Here is a 20,398-nt window from a genome sequence, read left to right on the forward strand (position 1 = left end):
CGCCACCCAGGCCATTTGCTCATGCTGTTGCGCACTCTGTTCCAGTTTCTCGCAGGCGTCCGTCGCCCGAATCGAGTCGATGGTACGCCCATCGACGCGCTGGAAACCGGTTACCTCAAGGCATTTCGTGAATTCACCCCGCCGCCGCGCAGCCAGGCCGGCAGTTCGATGCAGCTTGGCCAGCGCGGCAGCGGCCGACTCGGTCGGATCTCGATTGTCCCGTTTGCGGGAGTAAAAGTCCCGTGAGCGGGACGCTGGACCCGGAGGTGCTGGTGCTCGGCGGCACCGGCAACATCGGTCTGGGCGTGGTCCGCGCCTTGCTCGAAGCCGGCAGTCCGGTCGTGGCCGTGGCGCGCGACCGCGGCCGGTTGCGCGCCTTGCGCGATCGCTACAGCGACGAACCGGCGTTGGACGTGCTGCAGGGCTCGGTCGCCAACGATGCCACGGCCGCCGCCCTGGCGGCGGCCGTGGCGCAGCGGCCGCGGCCGCTGGCCGGGGTGGTCGCCAGCCTCGGCAGCCCGTTGCGCTGCGGGCGCCTGCTGGACCAGCCGGTGACCGCGCTGCGCCGGCGCATGGAAGCCGACCTGCTGCCGCATCTGGCCGCCGCCCGGCACCTGCTGCCGCTGCTGGCGCAGGCCGAGCGCGGCGGCCGCTACATCCTGCTCGGCAGCCCGTGCGCGTTGCGCGCCTGGGCCGGGCATGGCGAAAGCTCGGTGGCCGCGGCCTCGATCCGCATGCTCGCCCAGGTCCTGCACGAAGAAGCCAAGCCGCTGGGCGTGCGCGTGCAACTGCTGTCGCTGACCCATCCGGTCTGCCGCAGCGAAGCCGGCGCCGACGACTGCCCGGAATGGTTCACCACGCTCAGCGTGGGCCGCGCCGCGGTGGCGCTGCTCGCCGACGCCGGCGTGCCGGGCCAGGCCATCGTCGACATCGACAAACACCACTACGCGCATCCACGCACCTCGTTGATGACCGCACCGCATTTTTCTCCTTCCACTCACGAGGTTTCTCCATGAACCCGATTCCGATGTCGTTCCATTCCCCATCGCGTGCCCTGCGCCCGCTGGCCATCGCGCTGCTGGCCGCGGCCCTGGCCGCCTGCGGCGGCAAGGCCGAACAGCAGGGCGCGCCGCCGCCGCCGGCGGTCGGCGTGGCGCCCGCGCTGCAGAAGGAAATCAGCCAGTGGGACGAGTTCAGCGGCCGCGTCGAGGCGGTCGAACACGTCGACCTGCGCCCGCGCGTGTCCGGCTACATCGACAAGGTCAACTACGTCGAAGGGCAGGAGGTGAAGAAGGGCGATGTGCTGTTCACCATCGACGCGCGCAGCTACCGCGCCGAACTGGCGCGCGCCAACGCCGAACTGGCGCGGGCGCGGACCCAGTCCAAGCTCAGCGGCAGCGAGGCGTCGCGCGCCAAGAAGCTGTCCGACCAGCAGGCGATCTCCACCGAGACCTGGGAGCAGCGCCACGCCGCCGCCGAACAGGCCGATGCCGACGTGCTCGCCGCCCAGGCCGCGGTGGACACCGCGCGCCTGAATCTGGAGTGGACCCAGGTCCGCGCGCCGATCGACGGCCACGCCGGCCGCGCCCTGGTCACCGCCGGCAATCTGGTCAGCGCCGGCGACAGCGCCAGCGTGCTGACCACGCTGGTGTCGCTGGACAAGGTGCATGTGTATTTCGATGCCGACGAAGGCACCTTCCTGCGCTATGCGCAGATGGCGCGCAAGGGCGAGCGGCCCAGCGAGCGCGACGGGCAGTTGCCGGTGCAGGTCGGCCTGGTCGGCGAGGACGGGTTCCCGCACGCGGGCAAGGTCGATTTCCTCGATAACCAGATCACCCGCAGCACCGGCACCATCCGCGTGCGCGCCGTGCTCGACAACGCCGATCGCAGCTTCACCCCGGGCCTGTTCGCCCGCGTGCGCCTGCTCGGCAGCGGCCGCTTCAACGCGCTGCTGATCGACGACAGGTCGGTGCTGACCGACCAGGATCGCAAGTATGTCTATGTCGTCGACAAGGACGGCAAGGCGCAGCGTCGCGACGTGCAGCTGGGACGCAGCGCCGAAGGCTTGCGCATCGTGCTCGGCGGGCTCAACCCCGGCGACCGCGTCATCGTCGACGGGGTGCAGAAAGTGTTCATGCCGGGCATGCCGGTGCAGGCCAAGCCGGTGGCCCTGGCCACGGCGTCGCCGGCGGCCGCACGCAAGGCCGTCGCGCTCGACTGATCGCTTCCGACTGACGCCGGAGGCGCGCACAGCGTCGTAGACCGGCCGCGCTGGCGGCCGGTGCTTGCCGGCCGGGCCACCGTCGTGGCCCGGCGTAGCCGCCGCTTTGCCCGCCTTCCTGTTCGGCCATCCGTTTCACCTTAGTTTCCAGGACCACCACCCATGGACTTTTCCAGATTCTTCATCGACCGGCCGATCTTCGCGGCCGTGCTGTCGATCGTCATCTTCGCCGCGGGACTGATCGCGATCCCGATGCTGCCCATCGGCGAATACCCCGAAGTGGTACCGCCGTCGGTGGTAGTGCGCACGGTGTATCCGGGCGCCAACCCCAAGGTCATCGCCGAGACCGTGTCCACGCCGCTGGAGGAAGCGATCAACGGCGTCGAGAACATGATGTACATCAAGTCGGTGGCCGGCTCCGACGGCGTGCTGCAGATGACCGTGACCTTCCGCCCGGGAACCGACCCGGACGACGCCGCGGTCAAGGTGCAGAACCGCGTCGCACAGGCGCAGGCGCGCCTGCCCGAGGACGTGCGCCGGCAGGGCGTGACCACGCAGAAGCAGTCGCCGACCTTCCTGATGGTGGTGCACCTGACCTCGCCCAAGGGCAAGTACGACAGCCTGTACCTGCGCAACTACGCGCGCCTGCACGTCAAGGATGCGCTGGCGCGGATCCAGGGCGTGGGCGATGCGCAGGTGTTCGGCGGCGGCGACTACGCCATGCGCGCCTGGCTGGACCCGGAGCGGGTGGCCGCGCGTGGGCTCACCGCCGGCGACGTGGTCGCGGCGATGCGCGAGCAGAACGTGCAGGTCTCGGCCGGCCAGCTCGGCGCCGAGCCGATGCCCGACAGCAAGTTCCTGACCCTGATCAACGCGCAGGGCCGCCTGCGCAGCGAAAAGGAGTTCGGCGACATCGTGCTCAAGGTCGGTACCGATGGCGAAACCGTGCGCCTGGGCGACGTCGCGCGCCTGGAGCTGGGCGCCGGCGACTACACCCTGCGCTCGCAGCTGGACGGCAAGAACGCGGTCGGCATCGGCATCTTCCAGGCGCCGGGCGCGAACGCGCTGCAGATCCGCGACCAGGTGATCGCCAAGATGGACGAGCTCACCAAGCAGTTCCCGGAGGACGTCAAGTACGAGGCGGTCTACGACACCACGATCTTCGTACGCGACTCGATCACCGCCGTGGTCCACACCTTGCTGGAAGCGGTGCTGCTGGTGGTGCTGGTGGTGATCCTGTTCCTGCAGACCTGGCGCGCCTCGATCATTCCGTTGATCGCGGTCCCGGTGTCGGTGGTGGGTACCTTCGCCGCGCTGTACGTGCTGGGTTTCTCGATCAACACGCTGACCCTGTTCGGCCTGGTGCTGGCGATCGGCATCGTCGTGGACGATGCGATCGTGGTGGTGGAGAACGTGGAACGCAACATCGAGGAAGGGCTGGCCCCGCTGGCCGCCGCCCACCAGGCGATGCGCGAGGTGTCCGGCCCGATCGTGGCGATCGCGCTGGTGCTGTGCGCGGTGTTCGTGCCGATGGCGTTCCTGTCCGGTGTGACCGGCCAGTTCTACAAGCAGTTCGCGGTGACCATCGCCATCTCCACGGTGATCTCGGCGATCAACTCGCTGACCCTGTCGCCGGCGCTGGCCGCGCGCCTGCTGCGTGCGCACGACGCGCCCAAGGACGGCCCGTCGCGGCTGATGGACCGCCTGTTCGGCGGCTGGCTGTTCCGTCCGTTCAACCGTTTCTTCAACCGCAGCTCCGAGCGCTACCAGGGCAGCGTGTCGCGCATCCTCGGCAGGCGTGGCGTGGTGTTCGTGGTCTATCTCGGCCTGCTGCTGGTCACCGGCGTAATGTTCAAGGCGGTGCCGGCCGGCTTCATCCCGACCCAGGACAAGATGTACCTGATCGCCGGCGTGAAGCTGCCCGAAGGCGCCTCGCTGGAACGCACCGATGCGTTGCTGCGCAAGGTCACCACCATCGCCATGCAGACCGAGGGCGTCGAGCACTCGATCTCCTTCCCCGGTTTGAACGCGTTGCAGTTCACCAATACGCCCAATACCGGCGTGGTGTTCCTGACCTTGAAGCCGTTCGCCAAGCGCCATCGCAGCGCGTTGGAGATCAACGCCGAAATCAACCAGCGCATCTCGCAGTTGGGCGAAGGCATGGCGTTCGCGTTCATGCCGCCGCCGATCCTCGGCCTGGGCAACGGCAACGGCTATCAGCTGTTCATCGAGGACCGCGCCAACCTGGGCTACGGCGCGCTGCAGAATGCGGTCAGCACGATGCAGGGCGCGGTGGCGCAGACCCCGGGCATGAGCTTCCCGATCGGCACCTACCAGGCCAACGTGCCGCAGCTGGATGCCGAGGTCGACCGGGTCAAGGCCAAAGCGCAGGGCGTGGCCCTGACCGATCTGTTCGATACCTTGCAGACCTACCTGGGCTCGGCCTACGTCAACGACTTCAACCAGTTCGGCCGCACCTGGCAGGTGATCGCCCAGGCCGACGCGCCGTTCCGCGAGAACGTGGAGGACATCGCGCGGTTGCGCACCCGCAACGCCGCCGGCGAAATGGTGCCGATCGGCTCGATGGTGACGATCAAGCAGAGCTTCGGTCCGGATCCGGTGTTGCGCTACAACGGCTATCCGGCGGCCGATCTGGCCGGCGAGGCGGATGCGCGCATGCTGTCCTCGGCCGAAGCGATGGCCAAGATCACCCAGATCGCCAAGCAGGTGCTGCCCAACGGCATGGAGATCGAATGGACCGACCTGAGCTATCAGCAGGCGAGCCAGGGCAATGCGGCGATGGTGGTGTTCCCGCTGGCGGTGATGCTGGCGTTCCTGGTGCTCGCCGCGCTGTACGAAAGCTGGACGCTGCCGCTGGCGGTGATCCTGATCGTGCCGATGACGCTGCTGTCGGCGCTGTTCGGGGTGTGGTTGACCGGCGGCGACAACAACGTGTTCGTGCAGGTCGGCCTGGTGGTGCTGATGGGCCTGGCGTGCAAGAACGCGATCCTGATCGTCGAGTTCGCCCGCGAACTGGAGCTGCAGGGCAAGGGCATCGTGGAATCGGCGCTGCAGGCCTGCCGCCTGCGTCTGCGTCCGATCGTGATGACCTCGATCGCGTTCATCGCCGGCACCGTGCCGCTGGTGTTCTCGCACGGCGCCGGCGCGGAAGTGCGCTCGGCCACCGGCATCACCGTGTTCGCCGGCATGCTCGGCGTGACCCTGTTCGGCCTGTTCCTGACCCCGGTGTTCTACGTCGCCCTGCGCAAGCTGTCCGGGCGTCCGCTGGTGTCGCACGCGCCGCCGCACGCCGATGCGCCGATCCACGCTTGATCCTTTCATTCCCCCTTTTCAGGACATCCGCATGAACACGACCCACAAGATCGCCCTCGTCACCGGCGCCACCCGCGGCATCGGCCTGCATACCGTGCGCCAGCTGGCCGAGGCCGGCGTGCACACGCTGCTGGCCGGCCGCGATTCCACCCGCACCACGGCCGCTGCGCTGGAACTGCAGGGCGAAGGCTTGCCGGTGGAGGCGCTGACCCTGGATGTCACCGACGCCGCCAGCATCGCCGCCGCGGTGGAGGCGGTGCAGGCGCGCCATGGCCGGCTCGACATCCTGGTCAACAACGCCGGCATCATGATCGACGATATGAAGCTGGCGGTCTCGCAGCAGAGCCTGGAGACCTGGCGCAAGACCTTCGACACCAACGTGTTCGGCCTGATCGCCGTCACCCAGGCATTCCTGCCGCTGCTGCGCGCCGCGCCCGCCGCGCGCATCGTCAACGTGTCCAGCCTGCTCGGCTCGCTTGCCCTGCACAGCCAGCCCGGCTCGCCGATCTACGACTTCAAGGTGCCGGCCTACAACGTGTCCAAGAGCGCGGTGAACGCGTGGACCGTGCAACTGGCCTACGAACTGCGCGACACCCCGATCAAGGTCAACACCATCCACCCCGGCTACGTGAAGACCGACATGAATTCCGGCGAGGGCGAGCTGGAAGTGGCCGACGGCGCGCGCAGCAGCGTGATGATGGCGCTGCTCGACGCCGATGGCCCGACCGGCAGCTACACCCATGTGGGCCAGGTGCTGCCATGGTGATCCGTCCCGCGATCGGCGCGCTGGCGTTGGCGCTGCTCAGCGCCTGCGCCAGCGTCGGCCCCAACTACCGCGCCCCGGAACAGGCGCCGGTGACGCTGCAGGGCGCGGCGGCACCGGTGTTCGCGACCGCCTCGCCGGTGGCATCGTGGTGGGCGCAGTTCGACGACCCGGTGCTGGAACAGCTGGTGCACCAGAGCCTGGTCGCCAACCTCGACCTGCGCATCGCCCTGTCGCGGGTGCACGAGGCGCGCGCGGTCTTCGCCGAACGGCGCCTGGACCAGGCGCCGCACGTCACCGCCAACGGCGACTACAGCCGCGGCAAGGCGCCGGATGCGGACGCCGGCGGCGCGCGGGTGCTGACCGAGAGCTACAGCCTGGGCTTCGATGCCGGCTGGGAACTCGATCTGTTCGGGCGCCAGCGCCGCGCCACCGAGGCGGCGCGCGCCGACCTGGAAGCCGAACAGGCCGGCATGGCCGATGCGCAGGTCACCGTGGCCGCGGAAGTGGCGCGCAACTACTTCGAGTTGCGCGGCGCGCAGAAGCGCATCGCGGTGGCGCGCACCACGCTGGACAACCTGCGCGATACCCAGCGGCTGACCGAGACCCGCTGGCAACTGGGCGCCGGCAGCGAACTGGACGTGCAGAGCAGCCGCGCCCGGCTCAAGGCGATCGAGGCCGACATCCCGTTGCTGGAAGTCAGCGAAGCGCAGGCCCGGCATCGGCTGGCGGTGCTGCTGGGCCGCCCGCCCGGCGCGCTGGACGAGCTGCTGGCGCCGCGCGCGACGCCGGCCTATGCGCGCGCGCTGCCGCTGGGCGATACCACCCAGCTGTTGCGCCGGCGTCCCGACGTGCGTATCGCCGAGCGCCGGCTGGCGGCGGCGACGGCGCGGATCGGCGTGGCCACCGCCGACCTGTTCCCGCGGATCAGCCTCAGCGGCTTCGTCGGCTTCCTGTCCGGCGATGCCGGCTCGCTGCTGCAGGGCAGCAGCAAGGCCTGGTCGCTGACCCCGTCGATCAGCTGGGCGGCGTTCGACTTCGGCACCGTGCGGGCGCGGCTGCGCGCCAGCGAGGCGCAGGCCGACGGTGCCGCCGCCGACTACGAGAAGGCGGTGCTGGGCGCGCTGGAGGATACCGAGAACGCGTTGACCTCCTACGCCAAACAGCAGGCGCGGCTGGCGATCGTCGCCGAGCAGGCGCAAGCGGCAGGCCGTGCCGAAGCGCTGGCGCAATTGCGCTACCGCGAGGGGTCGGAGGATTTCCTGACCCTGCTCGATACGCAGCGCACCAAGCTGTCCGCCGACGATGCCCTGGCCGATGCCGAGGCGTCGGTCAACGTCGGCGTGGTGCGGGTGTACAAGGCGCTCGGCGGCTGGGGCCAGGATGCGGTGCTGCCGCCGGAGGTGGCGCTGGCGACGCCGCCTGCGCCGGCGCCAGTTCCGCGCTGACCGCCTGGGCGTTTTCTCGCTGCTGTTTACGGCCGCCGGTCTCTCGCTGGCGGAGCGACCCCAGTCGCGTTGGGCGGTAGCGAAAACGCCCAGCGCGACTGAGCAGCGCGTGGCAGGCGAGGGCGCTGCGGCCGGCATGCCGCGGCAGCTGCGCGGCAGAGGATGGTGCGACCGCGCATGGCGACAACATCGCCATGCAGGTCGATGCCGATCCTGCCGCCCTTGCCCAGGCATCGTCGGCAGTGCGGCCCGCTGGCGCACCACCGGCGCCAGCGATCAGCCCTCGATCAGGTCGTCGGCGATCACGTAGGTGTCGCGGCCGCCGTTCTTGGCGTGGTACAGCGCCGCGTCCGCGCGCGAAAACCAATCCTGCCAGTGTTGCTCGCCGCACAGCATGGCCGCGCCGAGGGAGACGCTGATGCGGCCGCCGGGGCCGCGCAAGGCCTCACGCGTGACCTGGTGCAGGCGCTTGGTGAAGGCGGCCAGCTCGCTGCGCGACTGCACGCGCGTCACCACCACGAATTCCTCGCCGCCGAAGCGGAACACCTCGTCCGGCGCGCGCACCTGGAAGCGCAGCAGTGCGGCCAGCTCGGCCAGCGTGCGGTCGCCGGCGGCGTGTCCGTAGAGATCGTTGACCTCCTTGAAGTGATCGATGTCGATCACGATCAGCCCATGCCGGCGCGGCTTTCGGCGCGCATCGGCCACGCGCTGCGACAGGCTGCGTTCCAGCATGCGCCGGTTCGGCAGCCCGGTCAGCGCGTCGTTCGACGCCAGCTGTTCCAGCTGCACGCGGTCGCCCTCCAGGCGCAGCGACAGCACGTAGCCCAGGCCGGTGATCAGCAGGGATACCGCGAGCAGCGAGAACGTGTGCTCGGTGCCGAGCAGGGTGCCCGGGGTGACCAGCATGATCACGATCAAGGTGGCGTTGCAGGCCAGCCCGACGCCGCGCGCGACCACGAAGAAGTTGCTCATCATCGCCAGGTACAGCCACGGCACCGCGGCCTGGTGAAGGGCATGGCTGGCCAGCGCGCTGCCCAGCAACCAGCTCAGGGTCAGCAGCGCGTCCATGCGGCCGTCGCCGCGGCGCAAGGCCAGCGAGGTGGCCAGCGCCGCCAGGCCGGCCAGCGTGGCGCCGGCGGCGGCGCTCCAGGCATGGCCCTGGAGCCACTGATAGGCCCCGAACAGCAGCAGTACCGCGGCGGTGGTCGGCCCCAGGATCTTGATGATGCCGAGCCGGAAGTGCCGGCGCATCGATGCGCTCACGGCCGTACGGCGCTCTGCGTGGCGTGCGCTATCGGCTTGGCAACGACACGCTGGGGAACGGGGAGAAAGGCGTGCATGCGGGCATCGCGCTGCGTTAGGGTCGCAGTGAACAGGCAAATTCTGTGCCGTCCGCCGCATCGGCTGCGTGAGTGCGGCAGGGCGGGGAGATCGCGAGGCAGCTGGCGTCGCCCCGGTCGTGGCCGCGTGCCGGTTCGCCGTGCCCCGTATCGGCGCAAGGCGTGAGCCGGCGCAGCGCCGGCGTCGCACCCGCGCGCTTTACTCCCGCACAGGCATAGGCGCAGCTGCCGCCGCGGGCCCGGGCCCGGTGCCGGCGACGCGGGCGGCGTGCGGCCTGGCGGCCTGGCTCGGGTCGGGCGCCAGCCGCTGGCAGTCGTGGTGGAACGTGGCCTGCGGCAGGCGTTCGGCCAGGAAATCGACGAAGCTGCGGATCGCCGGCAGCAGGCCGCGGCGGCTCGGGTAGACGAAATGCAGCAGGTCCTGGGCGGTGCTGTAGTCCGGCAACACCCATTCCAGCATGCCGTTGGCGAGCAGCGGGGCGCAGAATTCCTCGGGCAGCAGCGCCACGCCGCAGTCCTGTACGGCCGCGGCCATGAGCACGGAGAAATCGCCGCTGACCAGCCGCGGCGTCATCTCCACCGCGGTCTTGTTGCCGTCGCCGTCGAGCAGTTCCCACAGCTGCGCGCCCTCGTGTTCGAACATCGACAACGCCGGCAGCCGGACCAGCTCCTGCAGCGTCTGCGGACGGCCCTGCGCGTCCAGGAACGCGCGGCTGGCCACCAGCATGCCGCGCGCATGGCCGATGCTGCGCACCACTAGGGTGGCATCGGTATCGAGCTTGTCGCGCACCCGGATCGCCACGTCGTAGCCTTCGCCGATCACGTCCACGCGGCGGTTGGTCGCGGTGAGCCGCACCTGCACCTTGGGGTGCGCGAGCAGGAACGCCGGCAGGATCGGGCCCAGCACGTTCTGCGCCAGCGACACCGGGCAGCTGACCCGGACCACCCCGCGCGGTTCGGTGCGCAGTTCGTCGACCGCCTCCTGCGCGGCGCGCGCTCCTTCCAGCACCGCGCGGCAATGCTGGTAGAAGCGCGTGCCGACCTCGGTGACCACGAAGCGTCGCGTGGTCCGCTGCAGCAGGCGCACGCCGAGCCGCTCCTCGAGCTGGGCGACGCGCTTGCTCAGCCGCGACTTGGGCAGGCCCAGCGCCCGCCCGGCGGCGGAAAATCCGCCGTGTTCGACCACCGAAGCGAAGAAATACAGATCGTTGAGGTCGTGCAGGACGCCGTCCATCGTCGGGATCATCGTTTCTCGTTGCGAACGATCAGTGTACTTCAGGCGGACTAATCGTTCGATTGTTTCGCATGTATCGTCTCCGCCATGCCGCTCCGCGGCCAACGCAAAGGAACCTTCCATGAAACTCCTGCACATCGACAGCAGCGCGCTCGGCGCGCATTCCGTCTCGCGCGGACTGACCGCGGCCATCGTCGCCGAGTTCGTCGCCGCGCATCCGGGCGTGGACGTCGCCTACCGCGACGTGCACGCCGCGCCGCTGAGCCACTGGGCGCCGCCGGCCGGCGATGCCGACCCGGCAGCCATCGAAAATAGCCAGGTGCTGGAAGAGTTCCTGGCCGCCGACGTCGTCGTGGTCGGCGCGCCGATGTACAACTTCGGCATCGCCAGCTCGCTGAAGGCCTGGATCGACCGCCTCGCCGTGGCCGGCAAGACCTTCCGCTACGGCGCAGCCAGTCCGGAAGGCCTGGCTGGCGGCAAGCGCGTGATCGTCGCGTCCTCGCGTGGCGGCATCTACAGCCCGGGCAGCCCGGCGGCGGCGCACGATTTCCAGGAGACCTACCTGCGCGCGGCATTCGGCTTCTTCGGCATCACCGACATCGCGTTCGTCCGCGCCGAAGGCGTGGCGATGGGCGACGACCATCGCACCCAGGCGATCGGCGGCGCGATCGCGGGCATCGGCGGCTTGTTGCGCGAGGCGGCGTGAACCGTCGCTTCGCGCGTTGCCGGGACGTCTGCCGGTAGGGCGGGGCATCGGTGAGGCAAGAGCGGTCGGCGCAAATAGGCCCGGCCGCTTTGGCATGTGTGCTGGCGTGGCGCGTGTTTCGCGCAGAGCGTCGGCAACAGCCAGCATGGCCTCGATGGCAAGACTGCGCGTGGGCCATGCCGCAGAGATCGGGATGCGCCCGTCGATCCGATGGCGTCCGTGCCACCGCGCGCGGCCGTTGCCGGCGCCAGCCGGCGCCGTGGCTGCTCTACGGTGTTTCGCCGTCGATCAGGCGCATGCCCTGCGGGCTGAGCGCGATGTCGCCGTCTTCGCCTTGCGCGGCGTGGTTTTCGCGCACCGCCCAGTTCGCCTCTTCTTCGGTGACCGGCTTCGTGGCGTGGATGTCTTGCAGAATGCGCAGTTGTTCGCGGGTCAGTTGCATGGCGCACCAGGGTGGCAATCGATGCCGTCACCGTACAGGCCGCGCGTGATGGGTATGTCGCCGGCATCGGCCTGGGCTGGCTGCGTTTCTTCGGGCGGCGCAGCGCCACACACCGTCCATTGTGGGATCCGCAACGCAAGTCTGGATGCCGCCCCTCGCATGTCGTCGTTCCGACATGCCGCGAGGACATGTTCCTAACAGTGCCTGCCGCATCCTTGCCCTACCAGCTGTGCGGCCGTAGGTAAAATCTCAGGGCTGCTTCAAGGGTGCAGGCATCCGCGGCTGGACCATTTCCTTTCGACGTGTTGCAGATGCCCCACCGCTGGGCGTCTGCGATCTTCTGCTGCGCCGTGCGCTACCGGCGCTCCCGTAACGACTCGCAGCAACTCCGATCCGCTCGCTTGCAGCATCGAACCGACGTGCTGGGCGAAGCGGTTCGCTGCGAAGCCTGCCCGTCGCGGTCGCTCCGCGATGGTCGCGCCTATCCCGGAGCCGCGCGCAGATGCATCGCTGTGCCGTCAACGGCGTCCTGTCGGTGGCAGGGGTACAAACAAAAAAGGCCGGATTGCCCTGGAATCCAGGAAAATCCGACCCTTGTCGTACGTCCGCGAATTGCTGCGAACGTTCAGATGGTGGAGGTGGGCGGAATCGAACCGCCGTCCGAAGGCACTCCATCCCCGGCACTACATGCTTAGCTCATCGTTGGATCTCATCCCGGAACAGCACGATGTGCGAAGCGCATCCCGGGACCAGCCTGCTTTATTTAGCCAATGGCTGACAGGCAGCCACCACCGGCGATTCCGTGATAATGACCCTACGTCGCGAGCACGGACACAAGCGATTTCGGGGCTAGGCCTTAAGCGGCCAGTGCGTAGTTGTCGTCGTTGGCAACTATAAGTTTGCTGCTGGATTTACGAGGAAAGCGGCCCCCTCGGCATGCGCCAAGCGATTTTGCAACCCCCGTCGAAACCAGTGCACCCCCGGGGAAAACGTAAAACGCTGACCGACACAGTGTAGGGATCGGGGAGGGCAGTCACAAGTCTTGCGACAGGGGCGGCTTAAGCTGGCTTCACTCGGTGCGGCAGTTGGCGGTAGGCGCCGACGGATCTCCCCCAGGCATGGAGCACCGCGATGGCAACCAGGCAACAGCGTGCGCGCGACGGCGGGCGCGATGGGAAACGAGCAGCCGCGGCAGCGGTCGCCGCAGCGAAACCAGCGAACGCGTCCGTCCCGGCCGGCCGGGCAGGGCCTGCACGGCAGGGCGTTGCGGCGAAGAAGGCCAAGCCCAAGAAGGCCGCCGCGCAGCGGGTCGAGGCGAAGAGCGCGGGAAAGACGGCCGCTCGGTCGAGCGGGCCGGCGCGGCGCAGCGCGGCGAAGGCAGTGGCTGGCGACAGATCCAGGACAGGCGCGCCCAAGGCGGCCAAGCCCAAGACAGTCAAGCCCAAGACGGGTAGATCCGGGGCAGCCAAGCCGGACGCCGCCGCCAAGCGCGCGCCGTCGTCTCATCGCGGCACAGATGCCGCCACCGCCGCCAGCGTTCAGGCCCCTGCGCGCAACACCAGGCCCAAGGCCACCGGCGAAGGCTCGCTGGCACAGGGCCAGGCGCGCACGGTCATCTACATCCATGGCATCGGCAACAAGCCGCCGGCCGAGGTGCTGCGCTGCCAGTGGGATCGTGCCCTGTTCGGCCGCGAGATGGGCGAGCGCACGCGCATGGCGTACTGGGTCAGCCGCGAGCGCTATCCGTCGCCGGAACCGGGCAGTTGCCAGGACCAGGACCGCGGCCCGGCGCTGAACCAGGCCGAGCAGCGGGTGCTCGGCGCGCTGGGCGTGGTGCCGCAGCTGGCCGATCTGCGCCAACTGGCCGATACGCTGGCCGGCAGCGACGCCGAGCGCGCGTGCCTGCGGCAGTTGCTGGACGAGGTGCAGGCCGCCGCGCCGGAGGCGGCCGGCCTGCATGCGCAGGGCCCGATCGACGTGCTGAACCGGATGCTGCTGAAACTGATCTCCGCCGCGCTGCTGCAGGACGTGCACGATTTCTTCTTCGTGCCGGCGCGGCGCGCGCAGATGCGCGAAAGCCTGCTGCAGCGCATGCGCGCCGGCGGCGGTCCGTTCGTGGTGGTCGCGCACAGCCAGGGTTCGCTGATCGCCTACGACGTGCTGCGCGAGTTCGAGGCCGAGGGCTGCGAAGTGTCGCTGCTGCTGACCCTGGGGTCGCCGCTGGGCCTGCCGGTGGTACGCAGCATGTTCAAGCAGTGGACCGGCACGCCGAAGTTGCCGTTTCCGGCCTGCGTGAAGCGTTGGGTCAACGTCGCCGAGCGGCGCGATCCGGTGGCGCTGGACGACGATCTGAGCGACGACATCGCCGATGCGCAGGGGCGCTTCCACAACATCGCCGGATCGCGCATCAACCCGGATTGGCAGCGCAATCCGCATTCCGGCTCCGGCTATCTGTCCATCCCCGAGGTCCGCGCCGAGGTGCGGCGCGCGGTGGGCGTGGGCTTCGATCAGCCGATCGCGCATCCGGTGCTGATCAAGGATCTGTCCGACCAACTGGAGGCGCACGCGCCGGACTATCGCCACGAGGTGCTGATCGAGCTGGACCGCCTTCCGGACGCGCGCGAGCCGGCGCAGTTGAAGCGCGACCTGGTCGCGGCGCTGCGCGAGCTGACCCAGGCGTCCACCGGATTGCACGGCGAGGCGCTGGACGCGGCGATCGAGCTGGAAGACACGCTGCAGCGCTACGTGTCGGCGCGCCTGACCCGGTTCGAGATCGAAAGCCTGCGCGAGCGCTATCGCACGTTGAGCCTGAAACGGCTGTGGCGCGACGCCGGCAAGCGCGCCCTGATCTACCAGTCGCGCAGCACCGTGCAGGCCGATGCGGCGCAGGTGGCGTACCGCGCGCTCGGCACCGGCATCGGCTGGGCGGTGCTGGACAGCGGCATCGCCGCGGCGCATCCGCATTTCCAGCAGCCCGGTCTGCCGGAAACGGTGCTGGCGCAATGGGACTGCACGCAGCGCGGCCGCGCCCGCGAACTGCGCCACGGCGATGGCGCCGGTTTCGCCGTGCTGGACGGCAACGGCCATGGCACCCACGTGGCCGGGATCATCGCCGGGCAGTGCGAGGCGCCGCTGCCCGGGGCGGCGCCGGCCACGCCACTGCGCTTCGCCGGCATGGCGCCGCAGGCGCGGCTGTACGGGCTGAAGGTGCTGGACGACGACGGCAACGGCCGCGACTCGTGGATCATCAAGGGCGTGCAGCAGGTCGCCGAGATCAATGAGCGCGCCGGCGAGCTGGTCATCCACGGGGTCAACCTGAGCCTGGGCGGCTACTTCGATGCGGAAAGCTACGGCTGCGGCTTCACCCCGCTGTGCAACGAACTGCGTCGGCTATGGCGGCAGGGCGTGGTGGTGGTGATCGCGGCCGGCAACGACGGCCTGGCCTGGCTGATGCAGGACGATGGGCAGGCCTACCCGATGAACCTGGACCTGAGCATCGGCGACCCGGCCAACCTGGAGGAGGCGCTGGCGGTGGGCTCGGTGCACAAGAGCAGCCCGCACAGCTATGGCGTGTCGTATTTCTCCTCGCGCGGCCCGACCGCCGATGGCCGGCACAAGCCGGACCTGGTGGCGCCGGGCGAGAAGATCGTCTCGGCCCACCATCGCTACGACGCCGATGACCCCAGCACCTGGATGGTGGAGATGAGCGGCACCAGCATGGCGGCCGCGCACGTGTCCGGGCTGATCGCCGCCTTCCTGTCGGTGCGCCGCGAGTTCATCGGCTTCCCGGACCGGGTCAAGCAACTGCTGCTGGACCAGTGTCTGGACCTGCAGCGCGATCCCTACATGCAGGGCCGCGGGTTGCCGAGCCTGATGCGGATGCTTGGCGGGACGTGATGGGGTGCCGGGAATCGGGAATGGAGAAACGGGAATAGGAAAAGCGGCATTGCGGCCGTGCGCTGTTCCGTGGCGATGGGGCAGGCAGCTTGCTCACCCTTCGCGGGTGATGCGGAGTGTCAGGAACCTGCTTGTCACCATTCCCGATTCCCCACTCCCCATTCCCAGTTTTCACGCATTTTTATTGTGCAGCCGCATGATCCGCTGCTTGTCGCGGGCCCAGTCGCGGTCCTTGGCGGCATCGCGCTTGTCGTGGTCCTGCTTGCCCTTGGCCAGCGCGATCTCGAGCTTGATCTTGTTCTTGCTCCAGTACATCGCGGTGGGCACCAGGGTGTAGCCGTCGCGCTCGACGCGGCCGATCAGCTTGTCGATCTCGCTCCGGTGCAGCAGCAGCTTGCGGGTGCGGCGGTCGTCGGCGACCACGTGGGTGGAGGCCTGGATCAGCGGGGTGAACTGCGCGCCGAACAGGAACAGCTCGCCCTGGCGCACGAACGCGTAGCTCTCGCCGATGTTGGCGCGGCCGGCGCGGATCGACTTGACCTCCCAGCCCTGCAGGGCCAGGCCGGCTTCGTAGCGGTCCTCCAGGTGGTATTCGTGGCGCGCACGCTTGTTCAACGCGATGGTCTTGTTGGCCGTCGCGCCGTTTGCTTTATCCTTGGCGGGTTTCTTGCTCATCTTGCTATTGTCTCCGATTCGGGGCCTCCCGAACGTCTTGGTCCACTTTCCCCGCACCGAATGCCTATCATCCGCCGCAGCGCCCTGGTCGAACACCCCGCAACGCGCATGTTCGACCTGGTCAATGATGTCGCCGCCTATCCGCGCCGCTTCGCCTGGTGCGATGCGGCGCATGTGCTCGAGCACAGCGACCAGTACCTGGTGGCGCGGCTGGACCTGGGCGTGGGCTCGTTCCGCACCTGGTTCACTACCGAAAACCGGCTGCAGCGCCCCGACCGCATCGATATGCTGCTGCGCGACGGCCCGTTCAAGCGCCTGCAGGGGCAGTGGGAGTTCCAGGGCTTCAACGAGCATGCCAGCAAGGTCAGCCTGACGCTGGACTTCGAGCCGGCCTCGCGGTTGCTCGGGCCGGCGCTGGCGCTGGGCTTCCAGAGCCTGGCCGACCGCATGGTCAACGACTTCGTGCGCGTGGCCGACCGCGAAGACGCATGAGCGGGCTGCGGGTCGAGGTGGTGCTGGCCTGGCCGGAGCGCTTCGTCGCGCGCACGCTGCAATTGCCCGAAGGTTCCACCGTCGCCGATGCGTTGAGCGCAGCGGCCTTGGCCGAGGCGACGCCGGGCATGCCCTGCGCGATCCATGGCAGCGTCGCCGCGCCGACCCAGCTCCTGCACGATGGCGACCGGGTCGAAGTGCTCAGGCCATTGCTGGCCGATCCGAAGGACGCCCGGCGGCGGCGCGCGAAACCGCGCTAGCGCCGCCAGGCGCGTTGCCGGCGCTGCTTACTCGCTGCGGCGCTGCTTCTTCTTGTCCTTGGCCAGGTTGCGGCCGAACTGGCGCACGCTGTTCTTGGCCAGCTCCGAATCGTTGTCCGGGAAATAGTCGCCTTCCCAGCGGGTCACCGTGTCGTTGTCGAAGTAGACGACGAAATTCTTGATCTCGGTCCGGCCGAGGCGATCAAGGCGCTCGGTCGAGGTGTAGTCCCAGCGTTGGGCATGGAACGGATCCGGGATCGACGGGGTGCCGAGCAGCGCGTTGACCTGCTGCTTGCTTTGGCCGACCTTGAGCTGATCGACGGCCCCCTGCTTGATCAGGTTGCCTTGGTAGATAGGCTGCTTGTAGATGATCCCGCAGCCAGCGGTGGACAGGGCAACAGCGGCGACCAGCAAGAGATTGCGCATCGGGGACAGTACTGAGGGAAATCGGGTCGATGATACACTCCCGACGACCGCCGCGACCCATCCCGAGGCAGCTGGCGCTAAACCAGCTATGAACGGAGACGCCATGGAATCCCACGATCTGCGCAAAGTCGGCCTGAAGGTCACGCATCCCCGGATGCGCATCCTGGAGCTGCTCGAGCAGAAATCGGCGCGCCACCACATGACCGCGGAAGAGATCTACCGCCAGTTGCTCGATCACGGCGACGAGATCGGCCTGGCCACCGTGTACCGCGTCCTGACCCAGTTCGAGGCGGCCGGCCTGGTGCTCAAGCACAATTTCGAAGGCGGCCAGGCGGTGTACGAACTGGACCGCGGCGGCCACCACGACCACATGGTGGACGTGGATACCGGCAACGTCATCGAGTTCGAAAGCGCCGAGATCGAGGAACTGCAGCGCAAGATCGCCGCCGATCACGGCTACGAACTGGAAGAGCACTCGTTGGTGCTGTACGTGCGCAGCAAGCGCCCGGCCGGCAAGAAGGGCTGAACCGCCGCCCGTGCGGGCGCGTTCGCGCTCGACCTAGAACCGCCGCCGTTGGCGCTGCGTGCGGCAGGATTGGATCGGCGCTGGCGCTATCGTTACTGGTGCCTCGCGCAGGCCTGGGTGCGGCGCGCCTGTTGCGAGAACTTGGTTCTGGGGTCGCGGCCATCGCACCACCCGTGTGCCGGCTGTATGCCGGACAGGCCAGCGTGCCTAGTGCGTTCGTCTTGGTCCGGTTGATCGCTAACCACGTGGAATCGTTCCTGTGGCGTCTCAGTAGACAACCGAGTGCCCTGTGAAGAGGGTGGTTTGAGGGGCGTCGGTCTCTGTGGATTGCCCAACCGTCACGGATCCCGACTCCGTTCGTCGCGACTGAAGTCGCTCCCACCGGGGCGTGCGGCTGGCCGGCCGGGTGCACTAGGGAGCGACTCCCGGTGGCTTTGGCATCGGGCCTGATTGCCGCCGAAATCGGTTGGCTGGATGGCTTCGTTCGTCGCGGTTGAAACCGCTCCTACAGGGGGACTGGCGGCGAACCGGCTGGGTGCACTGTGGGAGGCGCTTCAGCCCCGACTGCTTCCGAGTCCGGAACAGCTAATGGCTCCGTTCGTCGCGGTTGAAACCGCTCCTACAGGGAGGACTGGCGACGAACCGGCTGGGTGCACTGTAGGAGGGGCTTCAGCCCCGACCCGACCCCATCCGAAGCCTGCAAGCTTCCTATCAGCTGATGGCTCGGGACTCCCCGGTGCATGCGCGCGTGGACACCCCACGCTACCGAGCCGAAATCCAGGCCGCCATTCCGGTGGAACGGTACTGCAGGCGCTTCAACAGTGGCGTCAGCGTGGCCGAATCCAGGAACAGCCGCTCTCAGCCGGCGCTCTGCAGCAGCCGCTTGGCCGCCGCGCGGGCTTCCTTGCTGACCTCGACCCCGCCCAGCATCCGCGCCAGCTCTTCCTCGCGCTGGCGCGGCGCCAGCAGTTCGACCGAGCTCTGGGTCATGCCCTCGACCGGGGCCTTGCTGACCCGGTAGTGGGCGTGGCCCTGCGCCGCGACCTGCGGCAGGTGGGTCACGCACAGCACCTGGCGCTGCTCGCCGAGCGCGCGCAGCTTCTTGCCGACGATGTCGGCGACTGCGCCGCCGATGCCCGAGTCCACCTCGTCGAACACCATCGTCGGCACCGCGTCCAGGCCCAGCGCGGCGACCTCGATCGCCAGCGAGATGCGCGACAGCTCGCCGCCGGAGGCGACCTTGCGCAGCGCCCGCGGCGGCTGGCCGGCGTTGGCCGCGACCAGGAATTCGACGCGCTCGGCGCCGGCCGGGTCGGGGCGCTCGGCCTCGTGCGGCTCGAGCTGGATCTCGAAGCGCCCGCCGCCCATGCCCAGTTCGCCGATCAGCGCGGTGGTGTCGCGCGACAGCGCCTGCGCGCCGCGCTGGCGGGTGCCGCTGAGCGCGGCGGCGGCGTCGCGCCAGGCCTGGGTGGCGCGGGCGATCTCCGCATCCAGCACGTCCAGCCGTTCGCCGGCCCCGCGCAGGCCCTCGACCTCGGCCAGCAGCGCGTCGCGGTGCTCGCCCAGCGTGTCCGGGGTGACCCGGTGCTTGCGCGCCAGGTCGTGCAGCCGGCCCAGCTTGCGTTCCATGTCCTCGAACTGCGCCGGATCGGCATCGAGGTCGTCGCGCACCCGGTCGACCAGCGCCAGCGCCTCTTCCAGCTGGATCGTGGCGCTGTCGATCAGCGCTTCGACCTCGGCCAGGCGCGGCTCGTATTCGCCGACCTTGCCGAGTTCGTGGCGGGTCTGCTGCAGCAGTTCCAGCACCGCCGGCGCTTCGTCGCCGTTGAGCCGCTGTGCGGCGCCCTCGCAGGCGCCGATCAGCGCCGCGGCGTGGGCCTGGCGGCGATGGTTGGCGTCCAGCGCAGCGATCGCCGCCGGCTCCAGGTCCTCGCGCTGCAGCTCGGCCAGCTGGTGCTCGAGGAAGCCGATGCGGTCGGACACGTCGCCCTGCGCCAGCAGCGTCTCGCGCTCGGCCAGCAGCGCCTGCCAGCGCGCGGCAGCGGCGCGCACCGCGGCGCGTTCGGCCTCGTTGCGGGCGTAGGCGTCGAGCAGGCCGAGCTGGCTGCCGCGCGACAGCAGCGCCTGGTGTTCGTGCTGGCCGTGGATCTCGACCAGGTACCCGGCCAGTTCGGCCAGCTGCGACAGGGTCACCGGGCGGCCGTTGATCCAGGCGCGCGAGCCGCCGTCGGCGCGGATCACCCGGCGCAGCTGGCATTGGTCGTCGTCGTCGAGCTCGTTCTCGCGCAGCCAGGCGCGCGCCGGGGCGGCCTCGGGCACGGCGAATTCGGCCGACAGTTCGGCGCGGTCGGCGCCATGGCGGACCACGCCGCTGTCGGCGCGCAGCCCGGACAGGAAGCCGAGCGCGTCCACCATCAGCGACTTGCCGGCGCCGGTTTCGCCGGACACGACGGTCATGCCAGCGCCGAATTCCAGTTCGGTGCCGCGGACGACGGCGAAATCCTTGATCGAGAGATGTCTGAGCATGGGGGTCGGGATCCAGGGGCGCGCAACGCTAGCACGCGGGGGTAGGTGGGCCAATGACTTGCCAAGCCGGCATGCAGCCATTATCTAGTGTCCAGTCTCACGGATTGAT

General features: G+C 69.1%; 16 protein-coding genes, 1 other RNA gene and 1 pseudogene. 11 read left to right on the plus strand and 7 right to left on the minus strand.

All coding sequences use genetic code 11. From position 1 onward, the window contains the following. Nucleotides 1-21 precede the first annotated feature (21 nt). The 6 genes from JR064_RS03520 (at nt 22) to JR064_RS03545 (ending at nt 7,765) form a co-directional block, all read left to right on the plus strand. Entirely contained in the window at nt 22-246 is a 225-nt protein-coding gene (locus JR064_RS03520; protein WP_179565187.1) for a hypothetical protein, read from the plus strand. Further along, entirely contained in the window at nt 243-1,016 is a 774-nt protein-coding gene (locus JR064_RS03525) for an SDR family NAD(P)-dependent oxidoreductase (RefSeq protein ID WP_179565185.1), read from the plus strand. Before JR064_RS03520 ends, JR064_RS03525 begins: the two co-directional genes overlap by 4 nt. 11 nt (nt 1,017-1,027) lie before the next feature. Further along, nucleotides 1,028-2,221 carry an efflux RND transporter periplasmic adaptor subunit gene (locus JR064_RS03530; protein WP_191824263.1) on the plus strand — a complete coding sequence of 398 codons (1,194 nt, stop codon included), beginning with the start codon at nt 1,028-1,030 and terminating at the stop codon, nt 2,219-2,221. A 162-nt stretch (nt 2,222-2,383) separates the two neighbouring features. Next, nucleotides 2,384-5,554 (plus strand): efflux RND transporter permease subunit, encoded by a 3,171-nt coding sequence (locus JR064_RS03535; RefSeq protein ID WP_206228832.1) that lies wholly within the window; start codon nt 2,384-2,386, stop codon nt 5,552-5,554. A 31-nt stretch (nt 5,555-5,585) separates the two neighbouring features. Next, nucleotides 5,586-6,320, plus strand: coding sequence for an SDR family oxidoreductase (locus JR064_RS03540; RefSeq protein WP_206228833.1), 735 nt, complete (start codon nt 5,586-5,588; stop codon nt 6,318-6,320). Beyond that, complete coding sequence (locus tag JR064_RS03545; protein WP_206228834.1) at nt 6,314-7,765, plus strand: efflux transporter outer membrane subunit; 1,452 nt, start codon at nt 6,314-6,316, stop codon at nt 7,763-7,765. Before JR064_RS03540 ends, JR064_RS03545 begins: the two co-directional genes overlap by 7 nt. A gap of 276 nt (nt 7,766-8,041) precedes the next feature. Here JR064_RS03545 and JR064_RS03550 read toward each other — a convergent pair whose 3' ends face one another. Next, a complete protein-coding gene (locus JR064_RS03550) occupies nt 8,042-9,016 on the minus strand; it encodes a GGDEF domain-containing protein (protein ID WP_179565177.1) in 975 nt (324 codons plus the stop codon). 288 nt (nt 9,017-9,304) lie between these two features. Next, nucleotides 9,305-10,339, minus strand: coding sequence for a LysR substrate-binding domain-containing protein (locus JR064_RS03555; protein WP_206228944.1), 1,035 nt, complete (start codon nt 10,337-10,339; stop codon nt 9,305-9,307). A gap of 121 nt (nt 10,340-10,460) precedes the next feature. On the opposite strand from JR064_RS03555, the gene JR064_RS03560 reads away from it, so the two are divergent. After that, nucleotides 10,461-11,045, plus strand: coding sequence for an FMN-dependent NADH-azoreductase (locus tag JR064_RS03560; RefSeq protein ID WP_206228835.1), 585 nt, complete (start codon nt 10,461-10,463; stop codon nt 11,043-11,045). A 268-nt stretch (nt 11,046-11,313) separates the two neighbouring features. Here the strand turns inward: JR064_RS03560 and JR064_RS03565 are convergent, their stop codons facing one another. Beyond that, nucleotides 11,314-11,487 carry a hypothetical protein gene (locus tag JR064_RS03565; protein WP_179565175.1) on the minus strand — a complete coding sequence of 58 codons (174 nt, stop codon included), beginning with the start codon at nt 11,485-11,487 and terminating at the stop codon, nt 11,314-11,316. Between the two features lie 630 nt (nt 11,488-12,117). Then, nucleotides 12,118-12,469, minus strand: a transfer-messenger RNA (tmRNA) gene (gene ssrA / locus JR064_RS03570). A gap of 534 nt (nt 12,470-13,003) precedes the next feature. On the opposite strand from ssrA, the pseudogene JR064_RS03575 reads away from it, so the two are divergent. Next, a pseudogene (locus JR064_RS03575) lies at nt 13,004-15,384 on the plus strand (S8 family peptidase). Nucleotides 15,385-15,555: 171 nt separating this feature from the next. On the opposite strand, the gene smpB reads toward JR064_RS03575, so the two are convergent. Further along, nucleotides 15,556-16,059 (minus strand): SsrA-binding protein SmpB, encoded by a 504-nt coding sequence (gene smpB, locus JR064_RS03580; protein ID WP_206228836.1) that lies wholly within the window; start codon nt 16,057-16,059, stop codon nt 15,556-15,558. A 60-nt stretch (nt 16,060-16,119) separates the two neighbouring features. Between smpB and JR064_RS03585 the strand changes: the two genes are divergently transcribed. Together JR064_RS03585 and JR064_RS03590 are read left to right on the plus strand one after the other, a co-directional pair. Further along, nucleotides 16,120-16,551, plus strand: a complete 432-nt coding sequence (locus JR064_RS03585; RefSeq protein WP_191824049.1) for a type II toxin-antitoxin system RatA family toxin — start codon at nt 16,120-16,122, stop codon at nt 16,549-16,551. Further along, nucleotides 16,548-16,811: an RnfH family protein gene (locus JR064_RS03590; RefSeq protein WP_179565173.1), complete on the plus strand. Its 264-nt coding sequence runs from the start codon at nt 16,548-16,550 to the stop codon at nt 16,809-16,811. Before JR064_RS03585 ends, JR064_RS03590 begins: the two co-directional genes overlap by 4 nt. A 27-nt stretch (nt 16,812-16,838) precedes the next feature. On the opposite strand, the gene JR064_RS03595 is transcribed toward JR064_RS03590, so the two are convergent. Further along, complete coding sequence (locus tag JR064_RS03595) at nt 16,839-17,237, minus strand: outer membrane protein assembly factor BamE (protein WP_179565171.1); 399 nt, start codon at nt 17,235-17,237, stop codon at nt 16,839-16,841. A gap of 103 nt (nt 17,238-17,340) precedes the next feature. Between JR064_RS03595 and fur the strand changes: the two genes are divergently transcribed. Then, nucleotides 17,341-17,763 carry a ferric iron uptake transcriptional regulator gene (fur, locus tag JR064_RS03600; RefSeq protein ID WP_179565169.1) on the plus strand — a complete coding sequence of 141 codons (423 nt, stop codon included), beginning with the start codon at nt 17,341-17,343 and terminating at the stop codon, nt 17,761-17,763. Nucleotides 17,764-18,621: 858 nt separating this feature from the next. Here fur and recN read toward each other — a convergent pair. Beyond that, nucleotides 18,622-20,289 carry a DNA repair protein RecN gene (gene recN / locus JR064_RS03605; protein WP_191824050.1) on the minus strand — a complete coding sequence of 556 codons (1,668 nt, stop codon included), beginning with the start codon at nt 20,287-20,289 and terminating at the stop codon, nt 18,622-18,624. Nucleotides 20,290-20,398 lie beyond the last annotated feature (109 nt).

The organism is Xanthomonas bonasiae (genome assembly GCF_017163705.1).
Taxonomy (GTDB): Bacteria; Pseudomonadota; Gammaproteobacteria; order Xanthomonadales; family Xanthomonadaceae; genus Xanthomonas_A; species Xanthomonas_A bonasiae.